We start from the raw sequence: 18,078 nt of genomic DNA, 5'->3' as shown, positions 1-18,078 counted from the left end.
GGAAAGGGTCCACGGATGTTTGCATCATCGTGTGACACCAAACGCTTTTCCGGATATAGCGTTTAGTGTCACCCATTAAGAGAACATACGTGGTTCAAAAACGAACGAATTTCAGGTCCTTAATGTGGGAGATGCCCCGCAATTCCGCCATGACATGCTCGGGAACTTCATTGTCCACATTGACCATGGCGATGGCGGTCCCGCCCACCGCCTGGCGCCCGACATAAAGCCCCGCGATGTTCACATTGTTGCTGCCCAGGATCGTCCCTAGGCGACCCACAATGCCAGGACGATCGTCATGGACCATCCAGATCATGTTCCCTTCCGGTGTGAAATCGGTGGTGTTTCCATCAAGACTGACGATCCGGAACTCCTTCTTGCCGAACACGGTCCCGGCAATGCTATGGGTCCCCTTCTCGTTCTTGACCGTGACCCGGATGAGGGATGAGTAATCCTGGACCCCCGTGTTGACGGTCTCGGCGATCTCATAACCCCGTTCTTTGGCGATGAAAAGGGCGTTCACGTAGTTGACCGATTCGCTCATGCCCCGTTGGAGGATCCCCTTGACCAGGCTCAAGGTAAGGGGGCGGGTGTCGAACTTCGACACTTCCCCGCTATATTCCACCTTGATCTCCTTGATGAAGGATTCGGCCAATTGGGCTTGGAAAGTACCGATCTTTTCCACCAGGCTCAGGTAGGGTTTGAGTTCTTCCAGGACCTTGGGGTCCAGGGAGGGCATGTTCACCGCGGCCTTGACCCGACCTCCCTTCAAGGCCTCCACGATCTGTTCGGCCACGACCACCGCGACGTTGACCTGGGCCTCCTGGGTCGCGGCGCCCAAATGGGGCACACAGACCACATTGTCCAAGGTCAGCAGCGGACTGTCGAAGGGAGGTTCTTTTTCAAAAACGTCCAAAGCGGCCCCGGCCACCTTGCCGCTTTTCAGGGCCTCATAAAGGGCCGTTTCATCGATGATGCCGCCCCGGGCGCAGTTGATCAGCCGGACACCATCCTTCATGGCCTCAATCTGCTTGGCTCCGATCAACCCTTTGGTTTCCTTGGTGAGCGGCGTATGAACGGTGATGAAATCCGAACGCTTGATGATGTCGTCCAGGGTCACGATCTCGAACTCATGCCCCTTGTTCTTGGCCGGGTCCACGTAAGGATCGAAAGCGATGATTCGCATGCCCAGGCCGATGGCCTTTCGGGCCACATTGGTGCCGATGCGGCCGATCCCGATGACCCCCAGGACCTTCTCGTTGAGCTCGGTCCCGATGAACTTGCTGCGCTCCCACTTCTTCTCTTTCAACGATTGCTGGGCCTGCGGGATGCGCCGGGCCATGGCCATGAGCATGGCGATGGTGTGCTCGGAGGTCGAGATGGTGTTCCCGTCCGGCGTGTTCATCACGATGATCCCGCGTTTGGTGGCCGCTTCCAGGTCCACATTGTCCACACCCACGCCCGCTCGCCCGATGATCTTCATCTTGGTGGCGGCTTGGATCATGTCGGCGGTGACGGTGGTGCCGCTGCGGATGACCCAAGCGTCGAACTCGGGAAGGATCTTCTTCAGGTCTTCGGGGGTCTTCCCGATATGCTCCTCGGTCTTCATCTCCTTCTCTTTATGGAAGACCTCCATGCCGAGTTCGGAAAGCTTGTCCGTGATCAGGATCTTGAACATGGGATTCACCTCGTCCGGTTTTATAGGTTCTCGGCCAGCAGGATCTCTTCGGCCGCTTTGACGCCCGCGCCCAGGGGCACCTTTTTGCCCACCTTATGGAGCACCATTTCCAGGATGCCCACCCCTAAGATCACATCGGAGCCATCCACGTAACCCAGATGCCCCAAGCGGAAGATCTTGCCCTTCACCTTGGCCTGGCCGCCGGCGATGCTGATGCCATAGGTGTCCCGGAAGGTCTTGTTGATGAGACCGCTATCGATACCCTCGGGCGAGACCACGGCGGTCAAGGCGTTGGAGGGGGCCGTCGGGGCGAATATCTGGAGGCCCAAGGCTTCCACACCCGCCCGGGTGGCTTTGGCCAGGCCCGCATGCCTTTTCCAGACGTTCTCCATCCCCTCTTCTTTCATCAATTCCAGGGCCTTTTTCAGTTGAATGATGAGGGAAATAGCAGGGGTGAAGGGAGTGTCCGGCATTTTTTCTTCCACTAGTTTTTTGATGGCCTTTTCATAACTGAAGTAATAGCGGGGATTTTTGGCCATCTTGCTCTTCTCGACCGCCTTGGGACCCGCGCAAACGAAACCCAACCCAGGAGGGATCATGAACCCTTTTTGTGAACCCGAAAGCACCAGATCGATGCCCCAGGCGTCCGTTTCGCAGGGCATGGCCCCCAACCCCGAAATGGCGTCGACCACGATCAAGGCCCCTGCCTCATGGGCGACCTTGGTCAGGGCCTCTATGTCGTTGACGACCCCGGTCGAGGTCTCGTTCAGGGTGGTATAGACCAGCTTGATCTCGGGATTGGCCTTGAGGCGTTTGCGGACCTCTTCGGGATCCACCGCCTTGCCCCACTCGGCCTCGTAATGCTCACTGGAAACCCCATAAACAGCGCAGATGTCCTTCCAACGGTTACCGAAGTGGCCCGCGGCAGCCACCAACACCTTTTCCCCAGGCGAGGTCAGGTTGGCCACAGCCGATTCCATGACCCCGGTCCCGACCGAGGCAAAGGTCATGACCGGCTGCTTGGTCCTAAAGATCATCTGGAGGCCCTCGTGGGCCGCCTTAAAGATGGCCTGGAATTGGGGGGTCCGGTGGTGCGGGATCATCATGCTGGCTTCGGCCAAGACCTCAGCCGGGATAGGGGTAGGCCCTGGGGCCATGATGTATTTCTTGCGCATAAGGAACCTCTTGGAGGCGAGGGTCGGGGGGGCGTAGGCCTGAATTTAAGGGTAAAACAGGCCTTTAAAGGCCCTTTCCTTGTGAAAGATTTCACAAAGTAGGCCAAGTATAGATTTTCCAGGATCGGAGTCAAGGGACTTTGTGAAATGTTTCACAAAGTTAGCAAAACGGCCTCCGCGGATCACTCCATCAAGAAATCAAGGATGGCGGTCCCCACCTCGAGCGGCTTCTCTTGGGCCACGAGGTGCCCCGCTCCTGGAATGACCCTGAATTGGGCGGAAGGAAGGACCTTTCGGAACGTCTTTTCGCTATCCCCGGTAAAAGTGGTGGAATCCTCTCCCCGGATGACCAGCGTCGGGCAGGGGATCCGGGCCGCGAAGGCCCAAACATCGGTCGGGATGGTCTGGTAGATCCTGGCTTCCCACTCGGGGGGATAGATCAATCGCATCCCGCCCTGCGGGGCCGGACCCGTCATATGCTCCGAATAGGCACGGACCGTACCGTCGGGCCAAGCCTTGAACAGTGGGCGTTCCCTGAAATATCGATAAGCCTCTTCCTTCCCTGCCCAATGGGTCCTGCGCCGGAAGGCCCCTTTCACCAACTGAGGACGCGCTTCCAAACCGAAGAGCCGTAAGAACCGGACCTCCCAAAGGAGTTTGGGCGCCAGCATGGTGGGATCGATCAGGACAAGGCGGGAAAAAAGTTCAGGACAGCGGACGGCCGCGTAAAGCATCAGGACCCCGCCCAAACTATGCCCCAAGCCAACGACCGGGCGGTCCCCAAGTTCCACGAGTCCTTCCAAAAGGTCATCGGCCATTTGGGACCAACGCTTCAACCAGGTCGCGGGAGTGTCCTCCCAAAAGGGACGGGCGCGGAAAGCGATCACATGAAAGTGTTGCCGAAGAGGCTCTAATACCGGTGCATAGGTCTCGGGTGGGAACCCGTTGGCATGGGCCAGGAAAATCAAAGGTCTGCCGGAACCGGGACTGAAGTCATGAAGGTGGGCGCTGGACGACAAGCTACGGACTTCCCTAAGCCGTATTCTCGCCCCGGCCCTTTTGATAGACCAGGATGGGCTCCTCTTTCTTGAGGATGACCCCCTCGGTGATGACCACTTCCTTGATGTCCTTGCGGGAAGGGATCTCGAACATGAGGTCCATCATGACCGATTCCAGGATGGCGCGTAGGCCCCGGGCGCCCGACTGGCGCTTGATGGCCTCTTGGGATACCGCGTGGAGCGCCTCCGGGGTGAACTTCAACCGGACGCCTTCGATGTCGAAATAACGCTGGTATTGTTTGGTCAGGGCGTTCTTAGGCTCGGTCAGGACCCGCACGAGAGCCGCCTCGTCCAACTCATGTAGGGCCGCGAAAACAGGCAACCGTCCGATGAATTCGGGGATCAGGCCGAACTTGATCAGGTCCTCCGGCTGGACCTGTTCGAACAATTCGCCCAGTTTCTTCTCTTGTCGGGTGATGGCTTCGCCCTTGAAACCGATGCTGCGGCGCCCCAGGCGGTTCTCGACGATCTTCTCCAGCCCTACGAAGGCCCCGCCGCAGATGAAAAGGATGTTGCTGGAATTGACCTTGATGTATTCCTGATGCGGATGTTTCCGCCCGCCCTGGGGCGGCACGTTGACCTCGGTCCCCTCAATGATCTTCAAGAGAGCCTGTTGGACGCCTTCCCCGGAAACGTCCCGGGTGATGCTGGGGTTCTCGGACTTGCGGCTGATCTTGTCGATCTCGTCGATATAGATGATGCCCCGCTCCGCACGTGAGACGTCGAACTCGGCGTTCTGGAGGAGCTTGAGGATGATGTTCTCCACGTCCTCACCCACATAGCCGGCCTCGGTCAAGGTCGTGGCGTCCGCCACGGCGAAAGGAACGTCCAGGATGCGGGCCAGGGTCTGGGCCAAAAGCGTTTTCCCGACCCCCGTAGGTCCTATCAAAAGAACGTTGCTCTTCTGGAGCTCCACATCCTCGGGGCCCGTCTTCACCACCAGGCGTTTGTAATGGTTGTGGACCGCGACCGACAGGATACGCTTCGAACGTTCCTGGCCGATCACATACTCATCGAGGATGTCCTTGATCTCGGCGGGCTTGGGAACAACCAGCTTTCCCTTGGGGACTGTCCCACCACTTTTGGCATCGCCTTTGTCCTCTTCCTTAAGGATGTCATTACAAAGGGCGATGCACTCGTTGCAGATATAGACCGTTGGACCCGCCACGAGCTTCTTCACCTCCTCTTGCGTTTTTCCGCAGAAGGAGCACCGAAGAAACGAATTTTTATCCCGCTCGCCCGCCATGGAAACCCCTTATTTCTTCTTGATGTCCGGCCGCTTGGTCAGGATCTCGTCCACCAGACCGTAATCCTTGGCCTCTTGGGCCGACAGGAAGTAATCCCGTTCCACATCCTCAGCCACTTTCTCAATCGGCTTACCCGTGTGATGCGCGAGGATCTTGTTCAGATTCTCCCGCATCTTGAGGATCTCCTTGGCCTGGATCTCGATGTCCGTGGCCTGGCCCTGGGCGCCGCCCGAGGGTTGGTGGATCATGATGCGCGAATTGGGCAAGGCGTAGCGCTTGCCCTTGGCCCCGGCGGCCAAAAGGACCGCCCCCATACTGGCGGCCTGGCCCACGCAAATGGTGGAGACCGGCGCCTTCATGAACTGAATGGTGTCATAGATGGCCAAACCCGAGGTGACCACACCGCCTGGGCTGTTCACGTAGATATTGATGTCCTTGTCCGGGTCCTCGGACTCCAGGAAAAGGAGCTGGGCGATGATGGTGTTGGCCACGTCGTCATTGATGGGGGTCCCCAAAATGACGATGCGGTCCTTCAAAAGACGGGAATAGATGTCATAGGACCTTTCCCCGCGGTTGGTCTGCTCGACGACGATCGGAATCAAAGCCATGGCCGCCTCCTAGTTATTTTCAGGCATTCGTAATCTTGGACTGGGCGATCAAAAAATCCAGGGTCTTCTCGTAGCGGATCCAATCTTTTATCCCCTCGATATTCCCCTGTTGTTGCAGGTAACGCTTGACCACATCGGCCGGCTGGTTGGCACCCTGGGCGATCTTGGCGTAATAGGCGTCCAAATCGGCCTCCTGGGCCTCGATCTTCTCGGCGGCGGTGATCCGTTCCACGATCAAGGCCATATGGACGTTCTTCTGTGCGATCGGCTTCAGGTCGTCGACCAGTTTTTTCTTCTGTTCATCGGGCAACTTGCCGGCGTCGATCCCCTGGCCGCGAAGACGCTCCACCCCTTGCTGGACCAGCCGCTGTTGTTCCATCAACACCAGCGAGTGCGGGATATCGAATGGTGTATCCTTAATCAGGATCTCCCCGATCTGCTCGACCAGTTTTGAACGCTGGGCCGCTTCTTTGCCGGCTTTCAACTGGGCCTCGAGCTTTTCCCGCAATTCCTTGACGGTCTCCGCCTTGCCCATGTCCTTGGCGAATTCATTGTCCACCACCGGCAGTTTCTTCTCCTTGATCTCATGGAGGGCAATGGTGAAGTCCGCCGTTTTCCCGGCCACATCCGGCTTCCCATAATCCTTCGGAAAGGAGACTTTGAAGGTCTTGGTCTCCCCCTTTTTCACGCCGATCAGGTTGTCCTCGAAATCCTTCAAAAGGCCTTGAGAACCCAAAAGGACCGGGTAATGGTTGGCCTTGCCGCCCTCAAAGGATTTCCCGTCGATCTTTCCCTCGAAATCGACCACGACCAGGTCATCGGTCTTGGACGCTCGGTCCTCGATGGGCACGAACTGGGCCAACTGCTCGCGAAGACCTTCCAGGGCCTTATCCACTTCTTCCTCGGTGACGGCGGTGCTTTCCTTCTTGAGTTTGAGTCCCTTGTAATCCTTGAGCTTGAAGTCGGGTTTGATCTCGACGGTGGCGACGAACTTCAACGCCGCCCCTTCCTCGAACTGGAGGTGGGTGATCTGGGGCTGGGCGACCGGTTCGATCTTCTTATCGACCAGGATGGTCCGGAAGATCTCGGGCAATTCATGATGGACCATCTCTTCCCGGACCGCCGACTTGTACTGTTTCTTGAGCTCGCTCAAGGGGGCTTTCCCTTTGCGGAACCCCGGCATCTTGGCCTCTTTTGAGATACGGCCATAGATAGAATCCACCTTGGTTTGAACGGTCTCGGCCGGCAACTCGACCTCGAGTTCTTTGGCGCAGCCCGAGACGTCCTTGACGTTGACTTTCACGATGGCTCCTTAAGCATTCAGAAGAATTATTTTTAGAGAGGATTGGTGCGAGGGGGGGGAGTTGAACCCCCACGGGTTACCCCGCCAGATCCTAAGTCTGGTGCGTCTGCCAATTTCGCCACCCTCGCAATCAAACGAGCGGCGACAATGTCGCCGCGTAATAAAGGAGGGGCAAAACCCAATAGGGCAAAAAAATAGGCCCAATGGCTATTTTGGGCCTACAAAAAACCCTAAAACCACCCCATCTGCCACCATATTAAAGGGGGCTACAAATAAGGTCAATTTAGATGCCCCGCGAAACCCTTTAAAAGGCTAATTCCACCCTAGCCAAGCCCGATAATGGCCTGGAAAACTATGGCCTAATCCATTTCCAGCACAGGATCCAGTCAATGCCCATGGCGCTTCCCAACCAAGTCTTTGACCTCGCCATCCTCGGGGGCGGCATCAATGGGGCCGGGATCGCCGCCCAGGCCGCCCAAGCGGGTCTATCGGTCATACTCCTGGAGAAGGACGACTTCGCCTCCGGTACTTCCAGCAAATCGACCAAGCTCATCCATGGCGGCATCCGTTACCTGGAGCAATTCCGCTTCCCCCTCGTTTTCGAGGCCCTCCACGAACGCAAACGCTTGATGGACCTGGCACCCCATCTGGTCCATTCCATGCCTTTCCTGTTGCCATGCTATGAAAAGGATGGACTGCCCCCCTGGAAGCTGCGTGCGGGACTTTGGCTCTACGACCTTCTGGCTGGCAGCACCAAGTGGGCAAGCCATCAATGGTTCACACCCGCCGAAGCCCTTCAAGAAGCCCCGGACCTGGATCCGAAAGGCTTGAAGGGATGCGGGCTTTATTTCGACGCCCAGGTCAACGACGCCCGGTTGGTCCTGGAGAACATCCTTCAGGCCGAAAAAGCCGGGGCCCAATGCTTAAGCCGTCACCAAGTGGAAAGGATCACCGAGAACACCCATGGGATCCTCCTGGAAGTGAGGAACCTGGAAGCCGGAGCCACTTTCGAGGTCCGCACCTCCCACTTGGTGAATGCTTCCGGCCCTTGGGCCAACCAAACCCAAAAAATGATCGTTCCGAACGCCCGAAACCTCGTACGCCCCACCCGGGGGACCCATATCGTCGTTCCCCAAGTCCTGACCGACCGGGCGGTCCTCATCAAATCCCAGCAGGATGACCGGGTCCTCTTCGTCATCCCATGGCGCGGTTACAGTTTGGTGGGGACCACCGACTTGGACGATCCCCATGACCCGGATCATGTTCAACCGACCGAAGAGGAGATCCAATACCTTTTAACAGAAGCCGGACGGGTTTTCCCAGGACGTTCCTGGAAGAAGGACTCGGTCCTGTCCGCTTTCGCCGGGTTAAGGCCTTTGGCCCATTCCGGCGACGGCCAGGCTTCTTCTGTTTCGCGCGAAGACAGGATCCTGAAAACCGGGCGGGTCATCACCGTGGTCGGGGGAAAACTGACCACCTATTATGCCATGGCCGGAAAGGTTCTATCGGAGGTCCTTGGTTCCCTTGGGAAGAAAAAAAAGCCTGCCCCCGAGAAACTCCCAGGCTCTCCCCAGGAACCCTGGGACTTGTTCCTCCAAAAGGCCATCCGGGATTGGCCCAAAGAATTCGGGATCGATGGGGCACAGGCACGCCACTTGGCTTCGCTCTATGGGAAGCGCGCTGAAGAGGTCCTGCTATTGGTCCAAAAAGAACCAACGCTTCTCGGGCGTTTGGCCCCCGAAAGACCCGAGATCGCCGCCCAGGTCATCTTTGCCGTCCGGAATGAAAAGGCCAGGCACCTGGAGGATGTGATGCTTCGTCGGACCGAACTGGGTTACGGTCCGTATCGTTGGGGGACCGCTTCCCGGAAGGCCTCGGATCTGATGGCCCGGGAACTTGGCTGGAATGAGGTGACAAAAAAGAACGAACTTGAGGACTACCGGAAAAAGTTGTTCCCTGCGCCCAAGCTTTAAAGGCCCTTCAGGGCCATCCCTTGCTTGTTTTCCCTCAAATTCCTAGGTTAGCATACAGCGCCTCACAGAACTTCGGAGGACTCCCATGGAAAAAGTCATCATCATCGGTTCCGGCCCCGCCGGCTATACGGCCGCGCTTTATACGTCCCGGGCCAACCTCAATCCCCTTTTGATCGACGGCCCCCAGCCGGGTGGCCAATTGACCACCACCACGGAGGTCGAGAATTTCCCCGGTTTCCCCGAAGGGATCCAAGGCCCCCAGCTGATGGAGAACATGAAACAGCAGGCGGCCCGCTTTGGGACACGCTATAAGACCGGCTTTGTCACCAAGGTCGACCTTTCCAAGCGCCCCTTCAAGCTCTGGGTGGACGAGACCGAGCTCATCGAGGCGGAATCCATCATCATCGCCACCGGCGCATCGGCCAAATACGGAGGCGTTCCCCGGGAACTGGAATTCATCGGCCGCGGCGTATCGGCATGCGCCACTTGCGACGGTTTTTTCTTCAAGAACCAGGAGATCGCGGTGGTGGGCGGCGGGGATTCGGCGATGGAAGAGGCCAATTTCCTGACCAAGTTCGGAAAGACCGTCACCATCATCCACCGACGGGAGGAGTTCCGGGCTTCCAAGATCATGTTGGAACGGGCCAAGGCCAATCCCAAGATCCAATGGGCCACTAATACCGTTATTACCGAGTTGGTCGGGGATAAGGTCCTTGAAGCCATCAAGACCAAGAATGTGAAGACCGGCGAGGAAAAACAGATGCCCGTGACCGGGCTCTTTTTCGCCATCGGCCACACTCCCAACACCGCCATCTTCAAGGGGCAATTGGACATGGACGAGGTGGGTTATCTGAAGCTTCCCCATCCGCCCAAGACCATCACCAACATCGAAGGCGTCTTCGCCGCCGGGGACGTCGCCGACCACTACTACCGCCAGGCCATCTCGGCCGCGGGCATGGGTTGCATGGCAGCCATTGAAGCCGAACGGTGGCTTTCCGAACAGGGAAAGTAACTTCCCGGCCATCACCCCAACGAGATCTGTTTCAAATACTGGGTATCGATATCCACGCAAAGGATGAACATTCCCTCCTCCGCGTTCTTGAAGATCCGGGCAAAGGTCATGCTGGTCCTTCCAGTGACCATCGACAGATAGGGTTCACTGATGAACGTGGCCTTCTTCAAACCTCCGTCCACTAGCATGAAAAAATAATCCTTCATGGTATGGTCCGTTCCAACGGGCGAAGGCTGGAACAAAAGACGGTTCTTGGGCTTTTCTTCCAATGTCCCGAAGACCGTCTCGGTCACCTGGATGCCCTTTTCATCGATCACATAGAGACATTCCACGAGCGGGAAATAATGGACCATTTGGGATAGAACTTGGTCGAACAAATGGGCCGGATTTTTGGAAAGCTCCATTTGGATCTCTCGCGTCATCAACTCGTACTTCCTCAGATTGAATCTCTTGACATTGTGGTCCTGGAGTATTTTTTCTTTATAGCGGGCCGAGACGAACTCCATCCGTTCGCGGGGACCCGACTCGTCCTGGCCGATCAAAGGTGCGGGCCGGGCGAAATGATAGCCTTGGACCAGGTCCACGCCCGCCTCCATCAAGTAAAGTGCTTCCTCCTGGGTCTCGATCCCTTCGGCCAGGATCAAGGAGCCGGTCTTATGGGCCAACGTGATCAGGGCCCGGAAGACCTGCTGTTTGTGGAAATCTTCCTGGATACCATGGACCAGATAGCGATCGATCTTCAGGATGTCGGGCTTCAGGAGGGCGATGCGGTTCAGGTTGGAATGGCCCGCGCCTACATCGTCCAGCGCGATCAAGAATCCATAACTGCGGTGGGCTTGGATGAACTTTTTCAGGTCCGCCGTCTCCTGGACCTTGGACTCGATGATCTCCAAAGCGACCTGCTGGGGATCCAAGCCGATGGCCGTGACCTGGTCGATCAGTTTGCGCGATCCGACCACGCCCTGGTCCAGGACGGAAGACTCGAAATTCAAGGAAAGGAAACGGTCCCGTGGCGCGGTCTTGGATTCCCCCAGGAATCCTTCCATGACCTTCCGGCGGCAGAGCCTGTCCAATTCCAGGGTCTTGTGGCTCCGGTAGGCCTCATGGAAAAGATCCACCGGTGGAATGAGGCTGCCCTCCTTGGGATGGATCCCGCGGATCAACCCTTCGTAACCGACGACCACTTTTTTTCGGACCGAAAGGATCGGTTGGAACTCCACTCCCAGGGTTTCCCCGGCCAGCACCTCGTCCAGCTCAAAGGAACTCGCCACCCTCCCCTCCTTGAGGACGACATCGCCCCAATAGAACCAATTATCGTGCCAATAGGATCGATGGATTCATTGGGATTGCGCAGTCCCGAGCCCTTGTTGAAAAACACTTATGGAGGAAGTGGACAAAAACGTTCGCGAATGAAAAGAAACAACGGCCTAACAAAGAACGGCCCATCAGGCGGGCTGGGCCGGGATCAGATCTCCATCACGACGGGCAGGACCACGGGCCGACGATTGGATTTTTGGGAAAAGAATTTTTGCAGCGATTTCCGCATGGTCTCCTTCACCGTGGACCAATCGGTCACCTTGTCCCGGACCTCCGACTCCAGCCGGTGGCGGATCAGCTCTTTGGCCTCGTTCATCAGCTCATCCGAAAGGCTCTCCGAGAACCCACGGGTGACCAGGTCCGGGCCTCCCACGATCTTGCCCTTGGCGGGATCGACCGTGATCAAGGCCACCACCACGCCGTCCTGGGACAAGTGAAGTCGGTCCCGGAGCACCACTTCTCCCACATCCTCCATGCTCTTCCCATCCACCAGGATGGTTCCACCGGAGAATTCCTTCTCGATGCGGACATCCGCCTCCTCGAAGATCAACCTTTCCCCATTCTCCAGAACAATGGTGTTATGGGGATCCACCCCCACCGACTCGGCGAGCCGGGCATGTAGGACCAAATGGCGGTATTCGCCATGCACCGGGATGAAATACTTGGGTTTCACCAGGGAGACCATCAGTTTCTGTTCTTCCCGGCAAGCGTGCCCTGAAACATGGATCTCGGAGACCGACTCATAGAGGACCTCGGCCCCTCGGCGGTAAAGGAGGTTGATGATATTGGAAATGGCCCGTTCGTTGCCCGGGATGGTCCGAGCCGATAAAAGGACCATATCATCCGGTTGGATGGCCATGAATTTGTGATCCCCCATGGCCATTTTGGCGACACTGCTCATGGGCTCCCCTTGGCTTCCGGTGGTCACGACGACGATCTGCTTGGGATCCACACCTTTGAGGTTCTCCGGGGATATCAACATGTTGGAAGGGACGTTCATGAAACCGAGTTCCCGTGCCACGTTGGTGTTCCGGATCATGCTGCGGCCCATGATGCAGACCTTCCGGCCGATCTTCTTGGCCGAATCGATGGCCTGTTGGACGCGGTGGATATTGCTGGCGAAACAGGCCACGATGATGCGCCCCTTGGCCTTCGGGAAGATGCGGTCGAATTCCTCGCCCACGACCCGTTCCGACAAGGTGTAGCCTTCCCGTTCCACGTTGGTCGAGTCGGAAAAGAGGGCCAGAACACCCTTCGATCCATAGTCGGCGAATCGGTTCAGATCGATGGGGATCCCGTCGATCGGGGTCGGATCGATCTTGAAATCCCCCGTATGGACGACCACCCCCGCCGGGGTGGTGAAGGCGATGCCGCAGGCGTCCACGATACTGTGGGTCACGCGGATGAACTCGATGCCGAAAGGACCGACCTGGAAAGGCACCTTCGGATCCACTTCCACGAAGGTCGGCGCCTCCTTGAGCTTGAACTCGGACAACTTCCCCTTCACAAAACCCAGGGTCAACTTGGTGCCGTAAATGGGAACGTTCAGCTTTTGGAGAAGATAAGGGACCGCCCCGATATGATCCTCATGGCCATGAGTGAGGAGGATGGCCTTGAGCCATCCCGGTTTCTCCGCAAGGAAATTGAAATCCGGAATGATGTAATCAACACCTGGATGCAGATCGTCCGGGAACATCAGCCCCGCATCGATCATCACCGCTTCTCCATCGTAATCCAACAACGCCATGTTCTTGCCGATTTCCCCAAGGCCTCCCAAGGGGATGAAGGATAATTTTCCCATTTTCGCTTTCTTTGAAAGTTCTGTTTTTAAAGGTTTCTTTGGGCGCGGCCTTGATCAGCGGTTCCCGAAATTATCGTCGAGGTCCTGGCCCCCACGCCCCGAAGGCCCCTTCTTCCTATAACCACCGTCGTTCCACCCACCCTGGTCCCGTTTGAAACGGTTATCCCGTCGGTCCTGACGGTCGTTACGGTGTTCGCTCCGGCCTCCCAATTCACGCCCACTCCCTTGGACACCTCCCCAACGGTTCCCGCCACCACCGCCGCCATTGCTCCAATGATCGTTGGGCCGGGCGGGACGCGGTTTGAAGCCTCCTCCGTTGCCCCCGTTGTTGCCCTTGGACGGGGGACGCCGGTCCTCCATGGGCCGGGCTTCCTTCACCACGATGGTCCGGCTTCCCAAGTTGCTCCCGTTGAACTTCTGGATGGCCGCTTCCGCCTCAAGGGCGGTGGCCATCTCCACGAAGCCGAACCCCCGGGACCGACCGGTGGCGCGATCCACGATGATCTTGGCGTTCTCCACCCGCCCACAAGCGGTGAAAAGCTCGCTCAATTGGCTTTCGGTGGTCTCGAAGGGAAGGCTGCCGACATAGATCTTATGGCCCATCTTGTCCCTTTAGGGTCCCGGACCCAGGAAAGGGCCCGGGAAGAAGCCGAACGTTCAGGCCTTCTTGAGGAAGACCTGGCAAAAATCGTTCGACAGATATTTGGCTTTGAACTCCTCCATCTCGGCCATCTTGGCGAAAGACCTTTGGAGGATATATTCGGGGTCCATGCCGACTTGGTCCCCATACTTCTTGAGGTTCCGCACCTCATAGACTGCCAATCGGACGAAGGCCTTCCACCAGATCTTGAGGAAGAAGGTCTTGAGGGTTCCGGAATGGTCCATCAAGGTCTGGACGCCCATCTTGGTCCCGGCAATATGGCGGGATTCATCCTTTAATTGCAGACGGACCATTTCCTTGCCGATGGGATCGATGGTATCGAGTTCCAAGGTCTTTTGGAAAATGGCGCCCGCCAGGGTCTCGGTGAAGTAGGTGGCCAGGATCCAGCGTTCGACCTTGACCGGTCCCGAGGTCGACAAGAACACGATCCAGTCGAAGGCCTTTTGCTTGGCCGGAGGGGAGTTCAAGCGGTGGAGATATTTCTTGAACACAAAGAGGTGCTTGGCCTCATCCGCGCATTGAGTGGAATAATAGGTGACCATCTCGTTGATCCGGAACATATGGGCGGCCTTGTTCATGAGCCGCTGGATGATCTCCAGCCCTTGCCATTCGCCCTCGTAAAAATAATGAAGGATATTGATCCATCCTTCCTTGATGGCTCCCAATTCGATGGGCTGGTTCCAATTGATCGCCGTTTCCGGGTCCCAATTGGCCGCAAAGGCCATCCGCGATAGTCCATCCCAGGTCTTGGCGTTGGGCTTTTCCAGGATGTCCGACTTCGGTTCCTCGGATTGGACAACGGGGGCTTCCATGACTTGTGGCATAAAGGCTTGACCTCTTCTCTTTGGTTTATTGAGCTACGCTCTTCGCCCACACCATATCGATCTGGACCGGGACTTCATCCTCGACAGGCATGGTCAATAAGCTGGGTGGTTTGATCCCATAAGCCTTCAAGCTCAGGGAAAGTCGGCCGATCACTCGGACACTTTGGGATGTCCATTCCTTCGTTTCCAAACGGACCCCCGGGTATTCCACGGTACGACCCGCGAACTTGACCGATAGGTCGGCCAGAAGGACGTTGGGATGAAGGGAAATGTCCAACTTTTTCAACCGGATCCGGACCTCGATCAAGGGATGGTCCCCGGCCCGGGTGACTTCCAACATATGCAGGTCCCTGTTCTCGTCCCCCGAATCGAAACTTTTGACGGGGACCGCCACCAGGAACTCCCCATGGCCGCCATAGGATACACCTTTTCCACGGGCCGATGCAGTTTTTCCATGGACCACATGTAAAGGGTGTGTAACCACATAGGAAACCTGGGATTTCTCAAGTTTCCAAAGGACTTTCGGTTCCGCCGGGGCCGCCAAAGCCGGAAGGAGGATGGCCAGGGCCAGGAAAGCCGGGATCCCTTTCATGATCAAAAGGTCATGACGGTCAAGGAGGTCATATAGGAAGCCCAGAGGGTGGTCGCCATCACACCATGGACCTCTCCCAGGCTACCGATGGGTTGATGGTTCGCGATACGGTCATTGACCATGTCCCCCACCAAAGGGGCCAGGATCATCAAGGGCAAATGGATCCAGGACAAGGCCTCATGGACCTCCGTATTCCCTGTGGGTTTCAAACCCTTTGGCTTGGGGGCCAGGATCTCGAACATCGCGGTGGTCCCGTAGAGCGCAACGGTGGCGAGCCCCAAAGTGGTGTGGAGGGTGGTGTCCGAACTTCCACGCTCGACATCCGATGCCGTGGTGAGTCCAAGGATCATCTGGGCCGTCATGGGGATCGCAGTGATCAACCCCAAGGTTTGGTGGATGCGGAGCATATCCGAACGGGTTTCCAGGTCCTTTTGGAACTGGGGATCGGCCTGGGTCTCCTCCTTCGAAAAACCAAGGTCGTCCACGGACAGCTCGGAGCTTTCCGGGGCTTTGGCATAAAGATGCAGGTCCAAATTGGGATCGTCCGCCCACAAGGTAGGCCCCAGGAACATGGTCCAAAGAACGACCAGGATCGAGAGCTTGTCCATTATTTTCCTCCAGGACATCCTATTTTGACGCGGGCGTTGGTGTTGCTGGCATCGTTAAAGAGTCCATGTTCAAAAGGGTCTTTTCGTCCTCTGCGGGCTTGGGAAGGATCTCCTCTTCACCATGGGCAAATCGATTGTAACGCTGGACCGCGTTGAAACGATCGGCCTTAGCGTCCGCGGCAAAGATGTTCCCCAGACTGAAAGAAAAAACCCCTCCGGCACCCACACCCCAAAAGATGTCCCGTTGGTCCCCGGTGGTCCTAAGGACTCCCACCACCCCGGTCACGACCGCGGCTATCCCGATCCAATGGAAGATCTCCCCCATTCCCGCCGCATTCCCCTCAGCCTGGATCAGGCGATCGGCCTCATGGTCGCGCAATGGGTCGATCAGGGTCTTGAACTGTTCGCGGGTATAAAGGTCCTCACCATCCCGTGAATAAAGAACACCCAACAGGGGGTCGGCCCGCATCAGGATGGGTTTCAGGACGATCGGCGAAGGACTGGCCGTTGGGGTCGCTGTTTGTGCCCTTGGTCCGGAAAGAACTCCCAGGAAAAGGACGAGGAAAGCTCGGAAGGATCGGTGCATACCCCTAAAGGATACCAAAGGGCGGATCGGCAATCCAACAAGCTAAAATCAGTGCCGGACCAGGATAGGAACGACCTGCTTTTGGACCATCCGGCCTTGGGGATCCACCAGATCCACGGCGGCGTAATAAATACCGCTGGCCAGGCCGGAAGCATCCACAGGGGCTTGTTTCGAGCCCGGTGTCCCCGTCACCGGCGCCTTCACCAATTCCCCGGCGATGTCGTAGAGCCGGATGGTCAAGGTATAGGCCACCGTTGAATCGACCAGGACAGTGGTTTGCTCCGTCCCGCCCACGAGGACGTTCGGCGCCGCCCGGACCACCCCGTCCGCCAAGGAATGCCCACCCCTTTGGACCACGACCGTCTTCGAGACCACTTCCTCCCCGCCGCTTCCATCGATCCAATGGACCTCGATCTGGTAAGCCCCATTGGTCACCATGGCTCCCGAGTCGCCCCTTCCGTCCCAAACCAGTTGGGTCCCGTTCAAGGTCAGGGTCACGCTGGCATTCCCGCCCGCGGTCGGCGTCCCCGGTTCGGGTGCCAGCAAACTCCCGGACAATAGGACGTTCCCAAGGGGCGCATTCCCCGGGTCATCCACCAGGGCATAGAGGTGTCGGATCACTTCCCCCGCTTCGTTATAGACGTTCACCTGGATCTTCGCGATCCCACGGCTCACCGTGACCAATTGGGACACATTGGTCACGACCCCGTATTGGTCCGTACTGGAGACTTGCAGGTGGTAGATGCCATTGACGACCGGATCCCCCTTCTGGTTCGTCGCGTCCCAGGCGGTCAAGGTCTGCCCCGCCACTTCCACATAGGTCTGGCCTCCGAGCGTCGTGATGGCCGCATTGGAAACGTCGAAATCCTTGATCTGTTGGGAAAGCTCATTGACCCACACCTCTTTTACCAATTCCCCCGCCTCGTTATAAACGGAGACCTTGACCTGGAAGTTGGATGCGATGACCACGTCCACCGAAGCCTTTTGGGGACCAGGTCCCCCTGAGTAGGTCAGTTCGGCGTTGTTCGTCAGGATCGTTCCGCCCGGCAGGAGGGGCGCGATCTTGGCCTGGTAAGTGATCGTGACGGGACCGACCGGGAGGGCCGGGAAGGTCCATTGGAGGTCGCTCCCCGAACTCGAGGCCGTCCCGCCAAAGGGCGTCAGGAGGAAACCAAAGAAGGTCTCGTGGGCGGGCAATCGGTCCACAACGGTCACGGCCCAGGCTTGGGATTGGGTCACGTTCAACACCAAGCTGTAGGTCAGCAAGTCGTCCGAGCTTGCCGAAGTTTCCGAGACACGTTTGGAAATGGTCACGCCCGGGACCGGGGTCCAAGTGGGGGTGTCGGTTCCGGTCCAAGTCGCCGTAGCTGTCCAGGTCGCCGTCCAAGTGAAGGTCGGGGTGGGACTATGGGTCGCGGTCGGGCTAGGGGTCGGGGTCCGGGTGGAGGTCGGGGTAAAGGTATCCGTCGGAGTGGCGGTGGGAGTCCGGGTATTGGTCGCGGTCGGGGTATTGGTAGGTGTGCGGGTGTTGGTGAAGGTGAAGGTATCGGTAGCCGTGAAGGTGTTGGTCGGGGTGTTGGTGGGCGTAAAGGTGAAGGTCACCGTCGGCGTATTGGTCGGGGTCTTGGTGTTGGT

General features: G+C 57.5%; 16 protein-coding genes and 1 tRNA gene. 2 read left to right on the top strand and 15 right to left on the bottom strand.

What is annotated here, in order from left to right:
- Positions 1-94: 94 nt before the first annotated feature.
- The 7 genes from serA to VHE12_10735 all read right to left on the bottom strand — a co-directional run bounded on the left by serA (position 95) and on the right by VHE12_10735 (position 7,197).
- Entirely contained in the window at positions 95-1,678 is a 1,584-nt protein-coding gene (gene serA, locus VHE12_10765) for a phosphoglycerate dehydrogenase (GenBank protein HVZ81257.1), read from the bottom strand.
- Between the two features lie 20 nt (positions 1,679-1,698).
- Positions 1,699-2,853 carry an alanine--glyoxylate aminotransferase family protein gene (locus VHE12_10760; protein ID HVZ81256.1) on the bottom strand — a complete coding sequence of 385 codons (1,155 nt, stop codon included), beginning with the start codon at positions 2,851-2,853 and terminating at the stop codon, positions 1,699-1,701.
- Between the two features lie 182 nt (positions 2,854-3,035).
- Entirely contained in the window at positions 3,036-3,821 is a 786-nt protein-coding gene (locus tag VHE12_10755) for an alpha/beta hydrolase (protein HVZ81255.1), read from the bottom strand.
- Between the two features lie 64 nt (positions 3,822-3,885).
- Complete coding sequence (gene clpX / locus VHE12_10750; GenBank protein ID HVZ81254.1) at positions 3,886-5,157, bottom strand: ATP-dependent Clp protease ATP-binding subunit ClpX; 1,272 nt, start codon at positions 5,155-5,157, stop codon at positions 3,886-3,888.
- A 9-nt stretch (positions 5,158-5,166) separates the two neighbouring features.
- The gene (gene clpP / locus VHE12_10745; GenBank protein HVZ81253.1) at positions 5,167-5,766 is read right to left on the bottom strand and encodes an ATP-dependent Clp endopeptidase proteolytic subunit ClpP; all 600 of its coding nucleotides are present in this window, start codon (positions 5,764-5,766) and stop codon (positions 5,167-5,169) included.
- Between the two features lie 19 nt (positions 5,767-5,785).
- Entirely contained in the window at positions 5,786-7,069 is a 1,284-nt protein-coding gene (gene tig, locus VHE12_10740; protein HVZ81252.1) for a trigger factor, read from the bottom strand.
- 43 nt (positions 7,070-7,112) lie between these two features.
- Positions 7,113-7,197 (bottom strand) — tRNA-Leu (locus tag VHE12_10735).
- A 267-nt stretch (positions 7,198-7,464) separates the two neighbouring features.
- On the opposite strand from VHE12_10735, the gene glpD reads away from it, so the two are divergent.
- Complete coding sequence (glpD, locus tag VHE12_10730) at positions 7,465-9,042, top strand: glycerol-3-phosphate dehydrogenase (GenBank protein HVZ81251.1); 1,578 nt, start codon at positions 7,465-7,467, stop codon at positions 9,040-9,042.
- Positions 9,043-9,127: 85 nt separating this feature from the next.
- On the top strand, positions 9,128-10,054 hold the full coding sequence (gene trxB, locus VHE12_10725; protein ID HVZ81250.1) for a thioredoxin-disulfide reductase: 927 nt from the start codon (positions 9,128-9,130) through the stop codon (positions 10,052-10,054).
- A gap of 11 nt (positions 10,055-10,065) precedes the next feature.
- Here trxB and VHE12_10720 read toward each other — a convergent pair whose 3' ends face one another.
- The 8 genes from VHE12_10720 to VHE12_10685 form a co-directional block, all read right to left on the bottom strand.
- Positions 10,066-11,325, bottom strand: coding sequence for an EAL domain-containing protein (locus tag VHE12_10720; protein HVZ81249.1), 1,260 nt, complete (start codon positions 11,323-11,325; stop codon positions 10,066-10,068).
- Positions 11,326-11,519: 194 nt separating this feature from the next.
- A complete protein-coding gene (locus VHE12_10715) occupies positions 11,520-13,172 on the bottom strand; it encodes a ribonuclease J (GenBank protein HVZ81248.1) in 1,653 nt (550 codons plus the stop codon).
- A 54-nt stretch (positions 13,173-13,226) separates the two neighbouring features.
- Entirely contained in the window at positions 13,227-13,775 is a 549-nt protein-coding gene (locus tag VHE12_10710; protein ID HVZ81247.1) for an RNA-binding protein, read from the bottom strand.
- A 54-nt stretch (positions 13,776-13,829) separates the two neighbouring features.
- On the bottom strand, positions 13,830-14,657 hold the full coding sequence (locus VHE12_10705) for a ferritin-like domain-containing protein (GenBank protein HVZ81246.1): 828 nt from the start codon (positions 14,655-14,657) through the stop codon (positions 13,830-13,832).
- Between the two features lie 25 nt (positions 14,658-14,682).
- Positions 14,683-15,249 carry a YceI family protein gene (locus VHE12_10700; GenBank protein HVZ81245.1) on the bottom strand — a complete coding sequence of 189 codons (567 nt, stop codon included), beginning with the start codon at positions 15,247-15,249 and terminating at the stop codon, positions 14,683-14,685.
- Positions 15,250-15,251: 2 nt separating this feature from the next.
- A complete protein-coding gene (locus VHE12_10695) occupies positions 15,252-15,857 on the bottom strand; it encodes a hypothetical protein (protein HVZ81244.1) in 606 nt (201 codons plus the stop codon).
- Positions 15,858-15,876: 19 nt separating this feature from the next.
- The gene (locus VHE12_10690) at positions 15,877-16,443 is read right to left on the bottom strand and encodes a hypothetical protein (GenBank protein ID HVZ81243.1); all 567 of its coding nucleotides are present in this window, start codon (positions 16,441-16,443) and stop codon (positions 15,877-15,879) included.
- A gap of 48 nt (positions 16,444-16,491) precedes the next feature.
- Positions 16,492-18,078, bottom strand: a 1,587-nt coding sequence (locus VHE12_10685) for a hypothetical protein (protein HVZ81242.1), incomplete at its 5' end; no start/stop codon positions are given.

This window comes from bacterium (assembly GCA_035549195.1).
Classification (GTDB): domain Bacteria; phylum Oederibacteriota; class Muellerivitia; order Muellerivitales; family Muellerivitaceae; genus DASZRK01.
This window is presented reverse-complemented; position numbering and strand designations above follow the sequence as displayed.